The sequence below is a fragment of the Streptomyces sp. WI03-4A genome, from assembly GCF_033792105.1.
Classification (GTDB): domain Bacteria; phylum Actinomycetota; class Actinomycetes; order Streptomycetales; family Streptomycetaceae; genus Streptomyces; species Streptomyces collinus_A.
Map to the genome: position 1 here is coordinate 16668 of NZ_JARAUO010000062.1, position 20284 is coordinate 36951.

A 20284-nucleotide genomic window follows, 5' to 3' on the forward strand; every position below is an offset into this window, starting at 1 on the left:
CGGTTACTCTGACGCCGTGCCCCTTGCCCGGTCCGACCGGGGAAGCCGCATAGCCGACAGCCGTCGCATCCCAGGGAGCCCTTTCATGGCCTCGTTGCCAACGTCCCCTTCCGCCGACAGCCGGGCCCGTGTGTCCGCGCTCCGAGACGCCCTCGCCACCCGTGTGGTGGTCGCCGACGGTGCCATGGGCACGATGCTCCAGGCGCAGGAGCCCACCCTCGAGGACTTCCAGCAGCTCGAGGGCTGCAACGAGATCCTCAATCTCACGCGTCCCGACATCGTCCGCTCGGTCCACGAGGCGTACTTCGCGGTGGGCGTCGACTGCGTGGAGACCAACACTTTCGGGGCCAACCACTCCGCGCTCGGTGAGTACGACATCGCCGAGCGGGTGCACGAGCTGTCCGAGGCCGGGGCCCGGGTGGCCCGTGAGGCCGCCGACGCGTTCACCGCCGGGGACGGCCGCCCCCGCTGGGTGCTGGGTTCCATGGGCCCCGGCACCAAGCTGCCCACCCTCGGGCACGCCCCCTACACCACCCTGCGCGACGCCTACCAGCGCAACGCCGAGGGCCTGGTCGCCGGCGGCGCCGACGCGCTGCTCGTGGAGACCACCCAGGACCTGCTGCAGACCAAGGCCGCCGTCCTCGGCGCCCGCCGCGGCCTCGCCGCGCTCGGGCTCGACCTGCCCGTCATCGTCTCGGTCACCGTCGAGACCACCGGCACCATGCTGCTCGGCTCCGAGATCGGCGCGGCGCTGACCGCGCTCGAACCGCTCGGCATCGACATGATCGGCCTGAACTGCGCCACCGGCCCGGCCGAGATGAGCGAGCACCTGCGCTACCTCGCACGCAACGCCCGCATCCCGCTGTCCTGCATGCCCAACGCGGGCCTGCCGGTCCTCGGCAAGGACGGCGCGCACTACCCGCTGACCGCGCCTGAGCTGGCGGATGCGCAGGAGACGTTCGTCCGTGAGTACGGTCTGTCGCTGGTGGGTGGCTGCTGTGGTACGACCCCCGAGCATCTGCGCCAGGTGGTCGAGCGTGTGCAGGGGATGACGCCGCCGGAGCGGAGGCCCAGCCCCGAGGCGGGCGCCGCGTCCCTGTATCAGTCGGTGCCGTTCCGGCAGGACACCTCGTATCTGGCCATCGGCGAGCGGACGAACGCCAACGGCTCCAAGAAGTTCCGTGAGTCGATGCTGGAGGGCCGCTGGGACGACTGCGTGGAGATCGCGCGTGAGCAGATCCGCGAGGGCGCGCACATGCTCGACCTGTGCGTGGACTACGTGGGCCGCGACGGCGTGGCCGACATGCGGGAGCTGGCCGGTCGGTTCGCGACCGCCTCCACGCTGCCGATCGTGCTGGACTCCACCGAGGTCGACGTCATCGAGGCGGGTCTGGAGAAGCTCGGCGGCCGGGCCGTGATCAACTCGGTGAACTACGAGGACGGCGCGGGTCCCGGTTCCCGTTTCGCCCGGGTCACCGAGCTGGCGAGGGAGCACGGTGCCGCGCTGATCGCGCTGACCATCGACGAGGAGGGCCAGGCCCGCACGCCGGAGAAGAAGGTGGAGATCGCCGAGCGGCTGATCGACGACCTGACCGGGAACTGGGGCATCCGTGAGGAGGACATCCTCATCGACACCCTCACGTTCACCATCTGCACCGGCCAGGAGGAGTCCCGCAAGGACGGCGTCGCCACCATCGAGGCGATCCGCGAGCTGAAGAAGCGCCACCCGGCGGTGCAGACCACCCTGGGCCTGTCGAACATCTCCTTCGGGCTCAACCCGGCCGCCCGCATCCTGCTGAATTCCGTCTTCCTGGACGAGTGCGTCAAGGCCGGCCTGGACTCCGCGATCGTGCACGCCTCCAAGATCCTGCCCATCGCCCGGTTCAACGAGGAAGAGGTCCGCACCGCCCTCGACCTCATCCACGACCGCCGCCGCGAGGGCTACGACCCGCTGCAAAAGCTCATGCAGCTCTTCGAGGGCGCCACCGCCAAGTCCCTCAAGGCCGGCAAGGCCGAGGAACTCGCCGCGCTGCCCTTGGAGGAGCGTCTCAAGCGCCGCATCATCGACGGCGAGCGCAACGGCCTGGAGGCCGACCTCGACCAGGCGCTGCAGGGCCGGCCGGCGCTGGACATCGTCAACGACACGCTCCTGGACGGCATGAAGGTGGTCGGCGAGCTGTTCGGCTCCGGCCAGATGCAGCTCCCCTTCGTCCTGCAGTCCGCCGAGGTGATGAAGGCCGCCGTCGCCCACCTCGAACCCCACATGGAGAAGTCGGACGCCGAGGGCAAGGGCACCATCGTGCTGGCCACCGTCCGCGGCGACGTGCACGACATCGGCAAGAACCTCGTCGACATCATCCTGTCCAACAACGGCTACAACGTGGTCAACCTCGGCATCAAGCAGCCGGTCTCCGCGATCCTGGAAGCCGCCGAGGAGCACCGCGCCGACGTCATCGGCATGTCCGGCCTCCTGGTCAAATCCACCGTGATCATGAAGGAGAACCTGGAGGAGCTCAACCAGCGCGGCCTCGCCCCCCGCTTCCCCGTCATCCTCGGCGGCGCCGCCCTGACCCGGGCCTACGTCGAACAGGACCTGTACGAGATCTACGAGGGCGAGGTGCGCTACGCCCGCGACGCCTTCGAGGGCCTGCGCCTCATGGACGCCCTGATCGGCGTCAAACGGGGCGTGCCCGGCGCGCGGCTGCCCGAACTCAGGCAGCGCCGGGTCCGCCCGACGGCCGCCGTCGAGGTCGAGGAGCGCCCCGAGGAAGGCCACGTCCGCTCCGACGTCGCCACCGACAACCCGGTGCCCACCCCGCCGTTCTGGGACACCCGCGTCATCAAGGGCATCCAGCTCAAGGAGTACGCCGGCTGGCTCGACGAGGGCGCGCTGTTCAAGGGCCAGTGGGGGCTCAAGCAGGCCCGCACCGGCGACGGGCCCTCGTACGAGGAACTCGTGGAGACCGAGGGCCGTCCGCGGCTGCGCGGCCTGCTCGACCGGCTCCAGACCGAGAACCTGCTGGAGGCGGCCGTGGTCCACGGCTACTTCCCGTGCGTCTCCAAGGACGACGACCTGATCATCCTCGACGAGCGGGGCAACGAGCGCACCCGCTTCACCTTCCCGCGCCAGCGCCGCGGCCGCCGGCTCTGCCTCGCCGACTTCTTCCGCCCCGAGGAGTCCGGGGAGACCGACGTGGTCGGCTTCCAGGTGGTGACCGTCGGCTCCCGCATCGGCGAGGAGACGGCGAAGCTCTTCGCGTCCAACTCCTACCGCGACTACCTCGAACTGCACGGCCTGTCCGTGCAGTTGGCCGAGGCACTGGCCGAGTACTGGCACGCCCGGGTGCGCGCCGAACTCGGCTACGCCGGTGAGGACCCGGCCGCGATCGAGGACATGTTCGCCCTGAAGTACCGCGGCGCCCGCTTCTCCCTCGGCTACGGCGCCTGCCCCGACCTGGAGGACCGCGCCAAGATCGCCGAGCTGCTGCGGCCCGAACGGATCGGCGTCCACCTCTCCGAGGAGTTCCAGCTCCACCCCGAGCAGTCCACGGACGCCATCGTGATCCACCACCCGGAGGCCAAGTACTTCAACGCCCGCTGACCCGTCGGCCGACGCCCGCCGACCCGCCGGCGCCGGCCCGCGGGGACGGGCGCGGCCGGTCCGGCGCGGGCACGCCGAAAGGCCTCCTGGCCTGCGCGGGGGTGTTCCATGAGGTACCCCGACACGCAGGTGATAAACGAGGCGCTTCGCCCGCGGGAGTCGTACACTGGTCGGTCCACTGCAGGCCGGTTCCCCCGTTCCGGGGGGCCGGCCTGGTCGTCCCCCAAGGAGGTCCCGGATGACCAGTACGGTCCCCGCGCCCGGAACCCTTCCCCACGTTCCCGCCACCACCCGAGCAGGCCGGACCCCGGCGGCCGGGGACTCCGCCCTGCAGGCGGTGCTCCTCGACATGGACGGCACCCTCGTGGACACCGAAGGCTTCTGGTGGGACGTCGAGGTCGAGGTCTTCGGCGCCCTCGGCCACACCCTCGACGACTCCTGGCGGCACGTCGTCGTCGGCGGCCCCATGACCCGCAGCGCCGGCTTCCTCATCGAGGCCACCGGCGCCGACATCTCCCTCGCCGACCTGTCGGTCCTGCTCAACGCGGGGTTCGAGGAGCGCATCGGGCACAGCCTGCCGCTGATGCCCGGTGCCGCCCGGCTGCTCGCCGAACTGCACGAGCACGCCGTGCCCACCGCCCTGGTCTCCGCCTCCCACCGGCGCATCATCGACCGGGTGCTGAGCGTGCTCGGCCCCCATCACTTCCGGCTGTCCATCGCCGGCGACGAGGTCTCGCGCACCAAGCCCTACCCGGACCCGTACCTTTTGGCCGCCGCCGGGCTCGGCGTGGAACCCGCGAGATGCGCCGTCGTCGAGGACACCGCGACGGGCGTCGCCGCGGCCGAGGCGGCGGGCTGCCACGTGGTCGCCGTGCCCTCCGTCGCCGCCATCGTCCCGGCCGAACGGCGCACCGTCGTCAGCTCCCTCCAAGAGGTCGACCTGACATTCCTGCGCGGGCTCATGACCGGCTGATGACGGAAATGCGCCCGGCCGTTCACCCAGCGTCAGACTTCCGCGGGACGCGCTGGACAGATTTCCGCGGAAGTACAACGGGTGGAATTGGAAAGCGGGCCGCCCGCCCGAATTCCACTGAGCCCCCCGCCAGTTGAAAATGTGACGTTCGCCACCCCAGGTGCCCTCGACAACGTTGCCTTGGTGTGCCGGGCGCCCTGGAACGGCCTCTGAGGGCGCGACTTTGTGTCCCGATTGAGGGGACCCTGTACGAATCCTGCCGCTGTCGGGTTTTCGGTGTGTCCACGCCCGGTTTCACTCCGTGATGGGGGCTCAACTCACGCGCCTGTGAGTGCTCCTGCGGGCGCGGACTAATCTCGTCGCGAGAACATCGTCGCAACCCCGTGATCCGCCGCACCACCCTTGCATGTCGGGTACACGGACTCGAACAGCTCTGGAGAAACTCCCGCATGAACCGCAAGACTTTGGTGCTGCCGGCAGTGGCCGGCCTGCTCACGCCGGTTCTCGCCGCGTGCGGCGGATCCGACAGCGGGAGCAAGAGCGGCGACGCCATCGGCGTCGGTACCACGGACCGGTTCACGGCCACCAGCGACGCGCCCGCCCCCCTCGACCCGGCCTACGCCTACGACGTCGGCACCTGGAACATCCTGCGCCAGACGGTGCAGACCCTGATGACCCAGCCCAAGGGTGAGGGGGACCCGGTCCCGGAGGCCGCGGAGAGCTGCTCCTTCACCGACAGCGGCAACGAGCGCTACGCCTGCAAGCTGCGTGAGGGCCTGAAGTTCGCCAACGGCGACAAGGTCACGGCCGCGGACGTCAAGTACTCCATCGACCGCGCCCGGCACATCAAGGCCGACAGCGGTGTCGCCACCCTGCTCAACACCGTCGACACGGTCGAGACCCAGGGCGACCGCGAGGTCATCTTCCACCTGAAGACGGCCGACGCCACCTTCCCGTACAAGCTGTCCACCCCGGTCGCGGGCATCGTCAACCCCAACGACTACGCCAAGGACAAGCTGCGCGACGGCTTCGAGGTGGACGGCTCCGGCCCCTACACCTTCAAGGCCGACGTCAAGGACAACGCGATCGTCAGCGCCACCTTCACCAAGAACCCTTCCTACAAGGGCAGCGTGACGGTGAACAACGACCAGGTCGTGATGCGCACCTACGCCGACGCGGACGCCATGGGCGCCGCGATCGACAGCGGTGAGATCGACGTCATGACCCGCAGCATGGCCCCGGCGCAGATCAACAAGCTGGACAGCGGCTCCGACGAGAACGTCGACCTGGTCGACATGGCGGGCCTCGAGATCCGCTACCTCGCCTTCAACACCGACGCGCCCACCGTGAAGGACAAGGCGGTCCGCCAGGCCATCGCCCAGGTCATCAACCGCGGCGAGCTGGTCTCCAAGGTCTACGGCACCCAGGCCGAGCCGCTGTACTCGCTCGTCCCCGCCTCCCTGACCGGCCACTCCAACTCGTTCTTCAACAAGTACGGCGACCCCAGCGCCGCCAAGGCGCGGAACCTGCTCACCAAGGCCGGCATCACCACCCCGGTGAAGCTGACGCTGCACTACACCACCGACCACTACGGCTCGGCGACCAAGCAGGAGTTCCAGATCCTGCAGAAGCAGCTCAACGCCTCCGGCCTGTTCGCCGTCTCCATCCAGGGCCACCCGTGGGAGACCTTCCGGCCCGCCGAGATGAAGGGCAAGTACGACGTCTACGGCATGGGTTGGTTCCCCGACTTCCCGGACGCCGACAACTTCGTCGCGCCGTTCCTCGACAAGGGCAACTTCCTCGGATCGCCGTACTCCAACACCACGATCCAGCGCTCGCTGATCCCGCAGTCCCGCCGTGAGGCGGACCGGCTCAACGCCTCCAAGAGCCTGACCCAGATCCAGGACATCGTCGCCGAGGACGTCCCCGTGATCCCGCTGTGGCAGGGCAAGCAGTACGTCGCCGCGAGGGACAACATCACGGGCGTCTCCTACGCCCTCAACTCCTCCTCGACGCTCCAGCTCTGGGAGCTCGGCCGCGGTGTGAGCGGCTGACGTCCACTCCGGTGAAGCCCCGGACGCGCGAAGGGCGCCCCTCCCGCTCGGGAGGGGCGCCCTTCGCGCGTCTCGTACGGGCCTGGCCTGGCCTGACCTGACCCGGCCGGCTGTCCGGCCTACTGCCTGGCCGTCCGGGGCATCACTGCGCGCCGGGACGCACCAGGCCGCTCTCGTAGGCGTACACCGCCGCCTGCACCCGGTCCCTGAGGCCCAGCTTCGTCAGGACGTGCCCCACGTGCGTCTTCACCGTCGTCTCGCTGACGAACAGGTCGGCGGCGATCTCGGCGTTGGACAGACCGCGCGCCACCAGCTTCAGCACTTCCACCTCACGGTCGGTGAGGGTGTGCAGCGTGTCCGGCACCGGCTCCTCGCCGGACGGCAGATGCGTGGCGTACTTGTCCAGCAGCCGGCGGGTGATGCTCGGCGCCAGCATGGCCTCTCCGCCCGCGACGACCCGGATCGCCTGCACCAGCTCGTTGGCCGGCGCGTCCTTGAGCAGGAACCCGCTGGCCCCCGCCCGCAGCGCCTCCACCACGTACTCGTCGAGGTCGAACGTGGTCAGCACCAGCACCTTCGCCGGACCGTCCCGGCCCGGCCCGGTGATCTGCCGGGTCGCCTCCACCCCGTCCATCCGCGGCATCCGGATGTCCATGAGCACGACATCCGGCTGCAGGGCACGCACCTGGTCGAGGGCCTGCAGGCCGTCGCCGGCCTCACCGACGACCGCGATGTCCTGCTCGGCCTCCAGGATCATCCGGAAACCGGTACGCAGCAGCGGCTGGTCGTCGACCAGTAGGACGCGGATGGCCACGTGACACTCCTTCGCTAGTCCGGCCCCATTCTGCCCTGCTCCGCGGGCAGCGATCCGGGCGCCCTCACGGGCAGCGGATAGGGCGGGGGAGTGCCGCCGAACTCGGGGCAGTGCGCCCGGTGGTCGCACCAGCCGCACAGCTTGGTCGGCCGGGGCCGCCACTCACCGGTCTCCGTGGCCTGCCGGATCGCCTCCCAGAGGGCGAGCAGCTTGCGCTCCACCCGTTCGAGGTCGGCGAGGACCGGGTCGTACGTCAGCACGTCCCCGCTGCCGAGGTAGACGAGCTGCAGCCGGCGCGGCACGACGTTCTTCAGCCGCCACACCACCAGCGCGTAGAACTTCATCTGGAACAGCGCGCCCTCGGCGTACTCAGGGCGCGGCGCCTTGCCCGTCTTGTAGTCGACGATCCGCACCTCACCGGTGGGCGCCACGTCGACCCGGTCGATGATCCCGCGCAGCCGCAGTCCCGAGTCCAACTCGGCCTCCACGAACAGCTCCCGCTCGGCGGGCTCTAGGCGGGCCGGGTCCTCCAGCGTGAACCAGCGCTCCACGAGGCGCTCGGCCTCGCCCAGCCAGCGCGCCAGCCGCTCGCCCTCCGGGTCGTCGGCGAACAGCTCGCCGATCTCCGGCCGGTTCTCCCGCAGCCGGTCCCACTGCCCCGGGATCAGCGACTTCGCCCGCGGCGCCGTCCGCTCCCCGGCCGGCGCGTCGAACAGCCGCTCCAGCACGGCGTGCACCAGCGTCCCCCGGGTCGCCGCCTCGCTCGGCTTCTCCGGCAGCCGGTCGATCACCCGGAACCGGTACAGCAGCGGGCACTGCATGAAGTCACTGGCCCGGGACGGTGACAGCGAGGTGGGCGCCGCAGGCGGCCGTACGGTCACGGCCGTGTCCGCCCCGGCCGTGCCGGTGCCCGTGCCCGCGCCGGGGGCGGACGCCTCGGTCACGACGACGGACGCCTCGGTCATGTCGACGGACGCCTCCGCCTCGGCGGCCGGCGCCCCGCCCGGGGCCACGACGGCCACCGGCTCCGCCTCCGCGGCCGTGCCCGTCTCCGGCGGGAGGGCCCCCGCGTCCTCGATGCTGCTGTCCATGACCCACGACCATACGGCCCGGCACTGACAGTCACCCAGTCGCGGGCCGCGTCGATCACGCTCCGGCGGGGCAAGGACAAGGGGTGCCGGGGCGGAACACACCACCACGGCCGCATACCATCGACCCGAGAGCTTCCGCCCGGCAGGAGCGGAAGACGCTTCGAACGAGGGGAAACCGTGGACGTGAGCGGCGCGAGCGGGCAGCCGCGGCCCGGCGACGACGAGCCGGCCCAGCACCCCGCGGGTCCTGCGGCCCCGGTGACCGGACCCACCGACCACCCCGGCCCCGAGCCCCACGACGCCCCGGCCGCCGCGGACCGGACCCCGTCCCCCGACCCGGCCCGCCCCGAGGCCCCGCACCCGGCCGTACCGGACCCGGAGACGACGGCCGGCGACCGCACCGGCACGGACAGCGGCTCCGGCCTCGGCACCGACGCCGACGCGGGCAGCGACAGCCGCACCGGCACGGACAACGGCTCCGGCCTCGGCGCCGACGCAGCCGGCGGCAGCAGCACAGACGTTGACAGCGGCACCGCCACCGTCCCCGGCAGCGACAGCCGCACTGGCACGGACAACGGCCCCGGCCTCGGCACCGACGCCGACGCGGGCAGCGACAGCCGCACCGGCACGGACAGCGGCTCCGGCCTCGGCACCGACGCCGACGCGGGCAGCGACAGCCGCACCGGCACGGACAGCGGCCCCGACACCGGCAGCGACAGCCGCACCGGCGCCGACGCAGCCGGCGGCAGCAGCACAGACGTTGACAGCGGCACCGCCACCGTCCCCGGCCCCGCCGAGGACACACCGCCCGTGAGCCCCCGCCCCGCGCCGGGCGAGGACCACCCCGCCGCCGACGACGGCGCGGCACGGCGCGGGGAGGCCGGCGCGGCCGCGCGCCACCGGGCGGCCGCCGAAGCGGGCGACCCGGAGACGTCCGGCGAACACCGCTCCCTCGCCCATGCCGGCATCGCCAAGGGCGAGCCGCCCCAGCCCCGCCCGAAGGAACCGGGCGGCGGCCTGCTCATGGGACGCCCCTTCGGGGTCCCCGTCTACGTCGCGCCGAGCTGGTTCCTCGTCGCCGCCCTGATCACCTGGGTCTTCGGCGGCCAGCTCGACCGCGTGCTGCCCGAACTGGGCGCCGCCCGCTACCTGGTCTCGCTCTTCTTCGCCGTGGCCTTCTACGCTTCCGTGCTGGTCCACGAGCTGGCCCACACGGTCGCCGCGATCCGCTTCCGGCTCCCGGTCCGCCGCATCCAGCTCCAGTTCTTCGGCGGCGTCTCCGAGATCGAGAAGGAGGCCGAGACACCGGGACGCGAGTTCGTCCTCGCCTTCGTCGGGCCCCTGCTCTCGCTCGTGCTGGCCGGGGTCTTCTACCTGGCCATGAAGCCGGTCGAGCCCGACACCGTCCCCGGCGTCCTGCTCGCCGGCCTGATGATCTCCAACCTCATCGTGGCCGCCTTCAACCTGCTGCCCGGCCTGCCGCTGGACGGCGGCCGGATGCTCCGCGCCGTCGTCTGGAAGATCACCGGCAAGCCGATGAGCGGCACCGTCGCCGCCGCCTGGGTCGGCCGCGCCCTCGCCATCTCCGTCCTCGTCGGGCTGCCGCTGCTCAACCAGTCCGGCGTCTTCGGCGGCGGCAACGAGGACATCAGCGGCATGGACACCGTCACCGACGCCCTGCTGGCCGCCATCCTCGCCGCGATCATCTGGACCGGCGCCGGCAACAGCCTGCGCATGGCCCGCCTGCGCGAGCACCTCCCCGAACTGCGCGCCCGCACCCTGACCCGGCGGGCCGTGCCGGTCGAGAACGACACCCCGCTCTCCGAGGCCCTGCGCCGGGCCAACGCCGCCGGTGCCCGTGCCCTCGTCGTCGTCGACGCCGACGGCAACCCGCTCTCCCTCGTCCGCGAGGCCGCCATCGTCGGGGTGCCCGAGCACCGCCGCCCCTGGGTCGCCGTCAGCGGTCTCGCCCAGGAGCTCACCGACGGCATGCGCGTCTCGGCCGAGCTCGCCGGCGAGGAACTCCTCGACACCCTGCGGGCCACCCCGGCCACCGAGTACCTCGTGGTCGAGGAGACCGGCGAGATCTACGGAGTGCTCTCCGCGGCCGACGTCGAGCGCGCCTTCGTCAAGGCCATGGCCCGGCCCGCCTCCTGACCCCTCCCGGCCCCCGCCCCGTCCCGCTTCCCGCCCCGCGTCCCGTGGTCGGCGGCCCCCGCAAAGGCCGGTAGTCTGTTCACATGTCCGAACCGACCGGTGCCGCCCGCAGGCGCGGGCCCTTCAAGGTCGGGGACCAGGTTCAGCTGACCGACCCCAAGGGCCGCCACTACACGTTCACGCTCGAAGCCGGGAAGAACTTCCACACCCACAAGGGCTCCTTCCCGCACGACGAACTGATCGGTGCTCCCGAGGGCAGCGTTGTCCGCACCACCGGCAACGTGGCCTACCTCGCGCTGCGCCCCCTGCTCCCCGACTACGTCCTGTCCATGCCCCGCGGCGCAGCCGTCGTCTACCCGAAGGACGCGGGGCAGATCCTCGCCTTCGCCGACATCTTCCCCGGCGCCCGCGTCGTGGAGGCCGGTGTCGGCTCGGGCTCGCTCAGCAGCTTCCTGCTGCGCGCCATCGGCGACCAGGGCATGCTGCACTCCTACGAGCGCCGCGAGGACTTCGCCGAGATCGCCCAGCAGAACGTCGAGCGCTACTTCGGCGGGCCGCACCCCGCCTGGCAGCTCACCGTCGGCGACCTCCAGGACAACCTGTCCGACACCGACGTCGACCGCGTCATCCTCGACATGCTCGCGCCCTGGGAGTGCCTGGAGGCCGTCTCCAAGGCCCTCGTCCCCGGCGGCATCCTGTGCTGCTACGTGGCCACCACCACCCAGCTCGCCCGGACCGTCGAGTCCATCCGGGAGATCGGCTCCTTCAACGAGCCGACCGCCTGGGAGACGATGATCCGCAACTGGCACATCGAGGGCCTCGCCGTCCGCCCCGACCACCGGATGATCGGCCACACCGGCTTCCTGCTCACCGCCCGCCGGCTCGCCGACGGCGTCGAGCCGCCCATGCGCCGCCGCCGCCCCGCCAAGGGCGCCTACGGCGAGGACTACGCCGGCCCCAACGCCGACGGCGGCGGCCGCTGAGCCGCCCCGTCCCAGGACGCCACAGGGCGCCGTGACCCGCCTCCCGGACCGCACCGGGAACTGGGCCACGGCGCCCGTGCGTTGACCGGGCACCAGGACACGGGGGGCTCCCGCGCGCGGGCTGTCCGCCTGCGGGAATCCCGTACCGACCCCGCCGTTCCCTCGCTCTGTGGCGTGTGGCACCATGCAGGCCACCCCCCCACCGGCACAGCCCTCACAGGAGACACTCCTAGTGCAGCAATCCGCCGTTCCGGAGCTCGCCCACACGCACACCCGGCCCATCCACTGGGTCGCCACCGCCACCGCCGTGGCCGGTGTGATCGCCCTGTCCTCCGTCGTGCAGCCCGGATCGGCCACGGCCGCCCAGCCGGCCCCCGGCACCGAGGCCGAGTCCGCCCCCGCCGCCGCGGTCGCGCCGCCCGGCACCAACGGCGTGGCCTTCCCGCTCACCTGCGGACCGGTGAAGGCGCTGGTGGTGAAGAAGGCCACCGGGGACCTCGACGGGGACGGCATACCCGAGACCGTCGCGGTCGTGCACTGCGACGCCCCCATGGGCACCCCGCCGGACGGCGTCTACGTCCTCACCCGGGACAGGAACGGCGGCGCGGCCCGCGTGGTCGCCACCCTCGTCGACCCCAAGGACCGGCTCACGGTCACCGAGTTCGCCCTGCACGAGGGGGCGGTAAGCGCCACCCTGCTCGGCTACTCGTCGTCCGACGTGCCCAGTTGCTGCCCGGACCTGAAGACCCCGGCCAAGTGGCGGTGGAACGGCAGCGCGTTCCTCCGCTCCACCGGCACCGTCGCGCACAGCGTGTGACGCGCTCGCGCCCCACCGGCACGCACGCCCGCGCGCACGCCCCGCGGCGACCCGCGGTCACGCGCGCGTGACCCAGAGGAACCGGCCGGCACTCACCCCCGGGCCGGCCCGGGCCGCGTCACTCCGCGTCGGGGCCGTACACCTCGACCCTGTCCGAAACCCGGCGCACGTGGATGCACTCGCCGGGACACTCCTTGGCCGAGTCCACCACGTCCCCGAGCAGCGGCAGCGGCACCGGCGTCGTCGCCCCCGCGGCCTGCAGCAGCTCGTCGTCCGCGCCCTTCACGTACGCCAGCCCGTCGATGTCCAGCTCGAACACCTCCGGGGCGTACTGGGCGCAGATCCCGTCGCCGGTACACAGGTCCTGGTCGATCCAGACCTCCAGCGCCTCGCCGCCCGGGGTCTCCTGCTGCACGGTCATCTCTCCTGCCGTCGGTTCGCCGGGCGGTTCCCCGGGCGCTCGCGCCAGCCGGGTCCGCTCCAGCGGCTGTTGGACACCCCGACCCTACCTCCGCCCGATTTCCACAGTTGTCCGGCGGGGGAGAGGGTTTCCTCCCCGGCCGCGTCGGGTACCAGCGCCCGACCGGGGAAGGGAGCCCCGGGCCCCCGGGGCGCTCACTTCAGGCCGTCCCGCGTGTGACTCCGACCGCCTGGACCGTCGCTCTGCGTGATGGCCGACCGATGGCCGGCAGAGCGGCCTTCGGCGTGCCCCCGTACCGGGCGACCGGCCGGGATGGGACAACTCACGCCACTCCTGAAGGGTTTTGACCGTTCCCGACATGGAACAAGCGGCTTCTGAATCACGTTGAGTGGGTATCCCCTCCGTGCGAGAGGGAGCGCACCGGGTGACCGACGACACACCTTGACAGTCTTTGTGATCTAGGGGTTTCAATCGACACCCACCCAGGTAGGGTCTGGAAGCGTCCAGCTCCCCTTGGAGGAGGTGAGGACCGTGGCAGCCCACGACGACGACATGAACCGCGGCATCCGCCCGGGACGAGGGTCCGACGACCCGGCCGGGCAGATCGCCTACCTTGAGCAGGAGATCGCCGTCCTGCGACGCAAGCTCGCCGACTCTCCGCGGCACACGAGGATTCTCGAAGAGCGGATCGTCGAGCTGCAGACGAACCTGGCCGGTGTCTCCGCCCAGAACGAAAGACTGGCCAACACCCTGCGTGAGGCCCGCGACCAGATCGTGGCTCTCAAGGAGGAGGTCGACCGGCTCGCGCAGCCGCCGGCCGGCTTCGGCGTCTTCCTGCAGGCCAACGAGGACGGCACCGCCGACATCTTCACCGGCGGCCGCAAGCTCCGGGTGAACGTGAGCCCGAGCGTCGAACTCGACGACCTCAGGCGCGGCCAGGAAGTCATGCTCAACGAAGCGCTCAACGTGGTCGAGGCCATGGAGTACGAGAGCGTCGGCGACATCGTCACCCTCAAGGAGATCCTTGAGGACGGCGAGCGCGCGCTCGTACTGGGGCACACCGACGAGGAGCGGGTGGTGCGGCTCGCCGAGCCGCTGCTGGACGTCACCATCCGCCCCGGCGACGCCCTGCTGCTCGAACCGCGCTCCGGCTACGTCTACGAGGTCGTGCCCAAGAGCGAGGTCGAGGAGCTCGTCCTCGAAGAGGTCCCGGACATCGGCTACGAGCAGATCGGCGGTCTGGGCAACCAGATCGAGGCGATCCGCGACGCGGTCGAGCTGCCGTACCTCTACCCGGACCTCTTCAAGGAGCACGAGCTGCGCCCGCCCAAGGGCGTCCTGCTCTACGGCCCGCCCGGATGCGGCAAGACGCTCATCGCCAAGGCGGTGGCCAACTCGCTGGCCAAGAAGGTCGCCGAGGTGACCGGCCAGGCCGCCGGCAAGAGCTTCTTCCTCAACATCAAGGGCCCCGAGCTGCTCAACAAGTACGTCGGCGAGACCGAGCGGCAGATCCGCCTCGTCTTCCAGCGTGCGCGTGAGAAGGCCAGCGAGGGCACCCCCGTCATCGTCTTCTTCGACGAGATGGAGTCCCTCTTCCGCACCCGCGGCTCCGGTGTCAGCTCGGACGTGGAGAACACCATCGTCCCGCAGCTGCTCGCCGAGATCGACGGTGTGGAGGGCCTGCAGAACGTGGTCGTGATCGGCGCCTCCAACCGTGAGGACATGATCGACCCCGCCATCCTGCGCCCCGGCCGTCTCGACGTGAAGATCAAGATCGAGCGTCCGGACGCCGAGGCCGCCAAGGACATCTTCGGCAAGTACCTCACCGAGCGTCTCCCGCTGCACACGGACGACCTCGACGAGCACGGCGGCGACAAGGCCACCACGGTCGGCAGCATGATCCAGACCGCGGTCGAGCACATGTACGCCGAATCCGAGGAGAACCGCTTCCTGGAAGTCACCTACGCCAATGGCGACAAGGAAGTCCTCTACTTCAAGGACTTCAATTCCGGTGCCATGATCGAGAACATCGTGGGCCGCGCCAAGAAAATGGCGATCAAGGACTTCCTGGAGAAGAGCCAGAAGGGTCTCCGCGTCTCCCATCTCCTCCAGGCCTGCGTGGACGAGTTCAAGGAGAACGAGGACCTGCCCAACACCACCAACCCCGACGACTGGGCCCGGATCTCCGGAAAGAAGGGCGAACGGATCGTCTACATCCGTACGCTGATCACCGGAAAGCAGGGCGCGGACACCGGACGCTCCATCGACACGGTGGCGAACACCGGTCAGTACCTGTAAGAAGCAGGGCGGCTGCGGGTGCCCTCGACGGGGTACCCGCAGCCGACTGTTTTTCAGGCCACGACCGGAGCAGGCAATGACGCAAATGATCTCCCCACCAGCGCAAAGGCGTTCTAGGCTCTTTCCTACCGCCGAGTCGCGCAGTGCGGGGACGGGCACCGCACACGCACCGGAGCGCCAGCGGTAGTGAGCGGCGCCCACGACCGAGGGCGCCGCCGGGCAAGGAGGGCCGCATGACCGTACGGCGAGTAATGGGCATCGAGACGGAGTACGGCATCTCCGTCCCCGGTCACCCCAACGCCAATGCCATGCTCACCTCGTCCCAGATCGTCAACGCCTACGCGGCGGCGATGCACCGGGCCCGCCGGGCCCGCTGGGACTTCGAGGAGGAGAACCCGCTACGGGACGCGCGAGGCTTCGACCTCGCCCGCGAGGCCGCCGACGCCAGCCAGCTCACCGACGAGGACATCGGCCTCGCCAACGTGATCCTCACCAACGGCGCGCGCCTCTACGTCGACCACGCCCACCCCGAGTACAGCGCCCCGGAGGTCACCAACCCGCGCGACGCGGTCCTGTGGGACAAGGCCGGCGAACGCATCATGGCCGAGGCCGCCGAGCGGGCCGCACAGCTCCCCGGCGCCCAGCCGATCCACCTGTACAAGAACAACACCGACAACAAGGGCGCCTCGTACGGCACGCACGAGAACTACCTGATGAAGCGGGAGACCCCCTTCTCGGACATCGTGCGCCACCTCACGCCCTTCTTCGTCTCCCGCCAGGTGGTCACCGGCGCCGGCCGCGTGGGCATCGGGCAGGACGGCCACGAGCACGGTTTCCAGCTCAGTCAGCGCGCCGACTACTTCGAGGTCGAGGTCGGCCTGGAGACCACGCTCAAGCGCCCGATCATCAACACGCGCGACGAGCCGCACGCGGACGCCGAGAAGTACCGCAGGCTCCACGTGATCATCGGCGACGCCAACCTCTCCGAGATCTCGACCTACCTCAAGCTGGGCACGACCGCCCTGGTCCTGTCCATGATCGAGGACGGCTTCATCGCCGTGGACCTCGCGGTCGACCAGCCCGTCCGCACCCTCCACCAGGTCTCCCACGACCCCTCGCTGAAGCGGCTCATCACCCTCCGCAGCGGCCGGACCCTGACCGCCGTGCAGTTGCAGATGGAGTACTTCGAGCTGTCCCGCAAGTACGTGGAGGAGCGGTTCGGGGCGGACGCCGACGACCAGACCAAGGACGTGCTCAGCCGCTGGGAGGACACCCTCAACCGGCTGGAGAACGACCCCATGAGCCTGGCCGGCGAGCTGGACTGGGTCGCCAAGCGGGAGCTCATGGAGGGCTACCGCCGCCGTGACGGCCTCGACTGGGACGCCGCCCGGCTGCACCTGGTCGACCTGCAGTACGCCGACGTACGGGCCGAGAAGGGCCTGTACAACCGCCTGGCGGCCCGCGGCCGCATCAAGCGCCTCCTGGACGAGTCCGAGGTCGACAAGGCCCGTACGACGCCTCCTGAGGACACCCGCGCCTACTTCCGCGGGCGCTGTCTGGAGCAGTACGCGGACGACGTGGCCGCGGCCTCCTGGGACTCGGTCATCTTCGACCTGCCGGGCCGGGACTCCCTCCAGCGCGTCCCAACCCTCGAACCGCTTCGCGGAACGCGAAATCACGTCAAGGAGCTCTTGGACCGCTGCCGCACGGCGGAAGACCTGGTCAGGGTCCTCTCCGGCGGGTGAGGGTGACCAGCGGGTACTCCCACGGGTACTCGGACCGTCCCGGGCGGACAGGGTGGAAATCCCGGCGGCCGGGAATCATCGAGATGGCCCCCGCACGTTGTCGAAACTGCGGGGCCGATGTCGGACCCGGCTTGTAGGGTCTGATCATCACCGATCGGCAGGAATGCCGACCCGTCGACCATGTCGGGCGAACTGAGCGGGGTGAGGGTTATGGCAACCAAGGACACCGGCGGCGGTCAGCAGAAGGCGACGCGCTCCACCGAGGAGGTCGAGGAGCAGACGCAGGACGCGCAGGCTTCCGAGGACCTCAAGGAGCGGCACGAGAAGCTGAGCGACGACGTGGACTCCGTCCTCGACGAGATCGATGACGTCCTCGAGGAGAACGCCGAGGACTTCGTGCGCTCCTTCGTGCAAAAGGGCGGAGAGTAAGAGCGCCTCGGGTCGCGTCGCCTTCGAAGTGAAGGCCGCGGGGGAGCGTTCGCGAGGGACAGGTATCGGCGAGACGGCCTCCGGGTGCTGCCCGGAGGCCGTCGGGAACGCGGCGCCTCGGGCGCGGCGCGGACGCACGGCCGCCCGCGCACGTGATCTCTCCGAAGGCCCCCGCCGCGCATGTGGATCACTGCCGCAAGGCGGGTAGGGTCCCAGGCGTACTGTGCTTCAACTGCAATTCGGTCATCGGCAAGTTGGGGGGCGCCCCCGACGCCGTCCGCCGGGCCGCCGCCTACCTTGGAAGGAAACTCGTGGAAGCCAACAATCGTGGCACCGGGCGTCTACCAGCTGCCTTCCTGACGCCAGGGTCCTCCTCCTTCATGGACTTCCTCTCCGAGCACCAGCCCGAGCTGCTGCCCGGCAAGCGGCAGCTGCCGCCCGTGCAGGGCGTGCTCGAGGCGCCGCACGGGACCACGATCGTGGCCGCGACGTTCCCGGGGGGCGTGGTCCTCGCCGGTGACCGCCGGGCCACGATGGGCAACGTGATCGCCCAGCGGGACATCGAGAAGGTGTTCCCGGCGGACGAGTATTCGGCCGTCGGTATCGCCGGCACCGCCGGTCTCGCCGTCGAGATGGTGAAGCTGTTCCAGCTGGAGCTGGAGCACTTCGAGAAGGTCGAGGGCGCCCAGCTCTCGCTCGAGGGCAAGGCGAACCGGCTGTCGACGATGATCCGGTCCAACCTCGGCATGGCCATGCAGGGCCTGGCCGTGGTGCCGCTGTTCGCGGGGTACGACCTGGACCGTGCGAAGGGCCGCATCTTCTCGTACGACGTCACCGGCGGCCGCTCCGAGGAGCACCACTACTCGGCGACGGGTTCGGGCTCGATCTTCGCGCGCGGCGCGATGAAGAAGCTGTACCGCGACGACCTGACCGAGGAGCAGGCCACGACCCTGGTGGTCCAGGCCCTGTACGACGCGGCAGACGACGACTCGGCGACCGGTGGTCCCGATGTCGCCCGCCGGATCTACCCGATCATCACAGTGATCACCGAGGACGGCTTCCGCCGGCTGACCGAGGACGAGGCCTCGGAGCTCTCCCGTTCGGTGCTCCAGCGGCGCCTGGAGGAGCCGGACGGCCCCAAGGCCGCCCTGCTCTGAGCGGGCCGGTTCTTTTTCGAGGTGATCCAGTGACCATGACAGAAAGGGACGGATAACCGGTGTCGACGCCGTTCTATGTCTCACCCCAGCAGGCCATGGCCGACCGGGCGGAGTACGCCCGCAAGGGCATCGCCCGTGGCCGCAGCCTGGTCGTGCTGCAGTACGCCGACGGCATCGTGTTCGTCGGTGAGAACCCGTCCCGCGCGCTGCACAAGTTCAGCGAGATCTACGACCGGATCGGCTTCGCGGCCGCCGGCAAGTACAACGAGTACGAGAACCTGCGCATCGGCGGCGTCCGCTACGCCGACCTGCGGGGCTACACCTACGACCGGGACGATGTCACGGCACGGGGCCTGGCCAACGTGTACGCGCAGACCCTGGGCACCATCTTCTCGTCCGCGGCGGAGAAGCCGTACGAGGTGGAGCTCGTCGTCGCCGAGGTGGGGGAGACCCCCGAGGGCGATCAGATCTACCGGCTGCCGCACGACGGCTCGATCGTGGACGAGCACGGCTCCGTCGCGGTGGGCGGCAACGCGGAGCAGATCAGCGGCTACCTCGACCAGCGCCACCGGGACGGGATGTCGCTGGCGGAAGCCCTGAAGCTGGCCGTCCAGGCCCTGTCCCGCGACACCAACGGCAGCGAGCGGGAAATCCCCGCCGAGCGCCTCGAGGTCGCGGTGCTGGACCGCACGCGTCCGCAGCAGCGCAAGTTCAAGCGCATCGTCGGCCGTCAGCTCTCGCGTCTCCTGGAGGCGGGGGGCGCGACCACCGAGGCGGAGAGCTCCGAGGAGTCCGAGGAGGAGTGAACCGCTCCCGCCGCGCCTTCGCGACGCACGGCAACGCACCGCGCCCCGGCCGTCCGGCCGGGGCGCGGTGCGTTCTTGGTGGCGATGGGGTTCCCTGGTAGTGGCGGGATGACCTGCGTTCTCGTGGGCACTCGGGGATGACGGCGAGACGTGTGTCCCGGAGGTGTGTGAGCGATGACTGAGCGGAAGTCGTCCTCGGTCCTGACCGCTCCCGTACGGGGCGCGGCCTCGGTGCTGGGCCGGCTGCCCGGCGCGGGGACGGTCGGCCGGGTGGCCGGGGGCGCCCTGGACAAGGTGGGTGCCGTGTCGCCGCGGAGCCGGCGGCTGGCCGTGTACACCGGGGCCGGGGTGCTCGGCGTGGCGGGCGTCGTGGAGTGGCCGGTGGCGGTCACCGGCGCGGCGGTCGCGTGGCTGACCCAGGCGCGGCCCGGGGACAGTGAGCGGTCCGGGCGGGCGGGCTACGTCCCGGCCGGGGAGTCCGGCGGGCGGTCCGGGCGGCCCGGCAGTGAGGCGCAGGGCATCACGGTGGACCCGGACGACGAGGCCGTGGTGGGGGCGGCGACCCACGCGAGGCAGCCCGGGGAGCCCGGTCACCACAAGGCGCCGGGACCGGTCGCAAGCATGACGCCGGGCGGCCGGACGGAGCCCACGGCCCGGCCCACCCGCACGACCCGCTGACGACCCGCCGACGGGCCCGACGGAGACCTTTCCCCGCGCCGAAGTCGACTTGTCGATGAATCTCCGGCGACCGCTCACGACCCACGGAGGATGCCCCATGACGTACACACTGTTCACGGTGCCCTCCGCCGCCGCGCGACTGCTGCCGGTGGCCCCCAGGCTGCTCGTCCGGGCGGCGGCGCCCGCCGTGGGCGCGGCGGCCGGGCTGGCGGCGGGCACGGCGCGCGCGGGGGTACGGACGGCGGACGCCACGGTGCGGG

The 20284-nt window shown here is 71.0% G+C and carries 15 protein-coding genes and 1 pseudogene; 13 read left to right on the forward strand and 3 right to left on the reverse strand.

The window, feature by feature from the left end; genetic code table 11:
- The first annotated feature begins 85 nt into the window (after positions 1-85).
- The 3 genes from metH (at position 86) to PV343_RS37510 (ending at position 6628) form a co-directional block, all read left to right on the forward strand.
- Positions 86-3601: a methionine synthase gene (gene metH, locus PV343_RS37500; protein WP_319151543.1), complete on the forward strand. Its 3516-nt coding sequence runs from the start codon at positions 86-88 to the stop codon at positions 3599-3601.
- Between the two features lie 238 nt (positions 3602-3839).
- The gene (locus tag PV343_RS37505) at positions 3840-4574 is read left to right on the forward strand and encodes an HAD family hydrolase (RefSeq protein WP_319151545.1); all 735 of its coding nucleotides are present in this window, start codon (positions 3840-3842) and stop codon (positions 4572-4574) included.
- Positions 4575-5023: 449 nt separating this feature from the next.
- Positions 5024-6628: an ABC transporter substrate-binding protein gene (locus PV343_RS37510; RefSeq protein ID WP_319151546.1), complete on the forward strand. Its 1605-nt coding sequence runs from the start codon at positions 5024-5026 to the stop codon at positions 6626-6628.
- Positions 6629-6770: 142 nt separating this feature from the next.
- On the opposite strand, the gene PV343_RS37515 is transcribed toward PV343_RS37510, so the two are convergent.
- Both PV343_RS37515 and PV343_RS37520 read right to left on the reverse strand, forming a co-directional pair.
- Complete coding sequence (locus PV343_RS37515; protein WP_020939010.1) at positions 6771-7442, reverse strand: response regulator; 672 nt, start codon at positions 7440-7442, stop codon at positions 6771-6773.
- Between the two features lie 14 nt (positions 7443-7456).
- Positions 7457-8533 (reverse strand): RecB family exonuclease, encoded by a 1077-nt coding sequence (locus PV343_RS37520; protein ID WP_319151547.1) that lies wholly within the window; start codon positions 8531-8533, stop codon positions 7457-7459.
- A gap of 183 nt (positions 8534-8716) precedes the next feature.
- Between PV343_RS37520 and PV343_RS37525 the strand changes: the two genes are divergently transcribed.
- The 3 genes from PV343_RS37525 to PV343_RS37535 all read left to right on the forward strand — a co-directional run bounded on the left by PV343_RS37525 (position 8717) and on the right by PV343_RS37535 (position 12490).
- Positions 8717-10690 (forward strand): site-2 protease family protein, encoded by a 1974-nt coding sequence (locus PV343_RS37525; RefSeq protein ID WP_319151548.1) that lies wholly within the window; start codon positions 8717-8719, stop codon positions 10688-10690.
- A gap of 83 nt (positions 10691-10773) precedes the next feature.
- Complete coding sequence (locus PV343_RS37530) at positions 10774-11673, forward strand: tRNA (adenine-N1)-methyltransferase (RefSeq protein WP_020939007.1); 900 nt, start codon at positions 10774-10776, stop codon at positions 11671-11673.
- Positions 11674-11905: 232 nt separating this feature from the next.
- On the forward strand, positions 11906-12490 hold the full coding sequence (locus tag PV343_RS37535) for a hypothetical protein (protein WP_319151550.1): 585 nt from the start codon (positions 11906-11908) through the stop codon (positions 12488-12490).
- Between the two features lie 118 nt (positions 12491-12608).
- Here PV343_RS37535 and PV343_RS37540 read toward each other — a convergent pair whose 3' ends face one another.
- Positions 12609-12911 (reverse strand): ferredoxin, encoded by a 303-nt coding sequence (locus PV343_RS37540; protein WP_319151551.1) that lies wholly within the window; start codon positions 12909-12911, stop codon positions 12609-12611.
- A 531-nt stretch (positions 12912-13442) separates the two neighbouring features.
- Here PV343_RS37540 and arc point away from each other — a divergent pair.
- From arc to PV343_RS37575, 7 genes and pseudogenes are all read left to right on the forward strand, one after another.
- On the forward strand, positions 13443-15209 hold the full coding sequence (gene arc, locus PV343_RS37545) for a proteasome ATPase (RefSeq protein ID WP_319151552.1): 1767 nt from the start codon (positions 13443-13445) through the stop codon (positions 15207-15209).
- Between the two features lie 233 nt (positions 15210-15442).
- Complete coding sequence (gene dop, locus PV343_RS37550) at positions 15443-16954, forward strand: depupylase/deamidase Dop (protein ID WP_365017396.1); 1512 nt, start codon at positions 15443-15445, stop codon at positions 16952-16954.
- Positions 16955-17164: 210 nt separating this feature from the next.
- Positions 17165-17383: a ubiquitin-like protein Pup gene (locus PV343_RS37555; protein ID WP_319151554.1), complete on the forward strand. Its 219-nt coding sequence runs from the start codon at positions 17165-17167 to the stop codon at positions 17381-17383.
- Positions 17384-17535: 152 nt separating this feature from the next.
- Positions 17536-17743 (forward strand): annotated as a pseudogene (locus PV343_RS37560) (endonuclease domain-containing protein); the annotation flags it as partial.
- Complete coding sequence (gene prcB, locus PV343_RS37565; RefSeq protein WP_319151555.1) at positions 17695-18540, forward strand: proteasome subunit beta; 846 nt, start codon at positions 17695-17697, stop codon at positions 18538-18540. The pseudogene PV343_RS37560 and the gene prcB, both read left to right, overlap by 49 nt.
- Before the next feature lie 59 nt (positions 18541-18599).
- A complete protein-coding gene (gene prcA / locus PV343_RS37570) occupies positions 18600-19346 on the forward strand; it encodes a proteasome subunit alpha (RefSeq protein ID WP_319151556.1) in 747 nt (248 codons plus the stop codon).
- Positions 19347-19520: 174 nt separating this feature from the next.
- Positions 19521-20024 carry a hypothetical protein gene (locus PV343_RS37575; RefSeq protein WP_319151557.1) on the forward strand — a complete coding sequence of 168 codons (504 nt, stop codon included), beginning with the start codon at positions 19521-19523 and terminating at the stop codon, positions 20022-20024.
- Positions 20025-20284 lie beyond the last annotated feature (260 nt).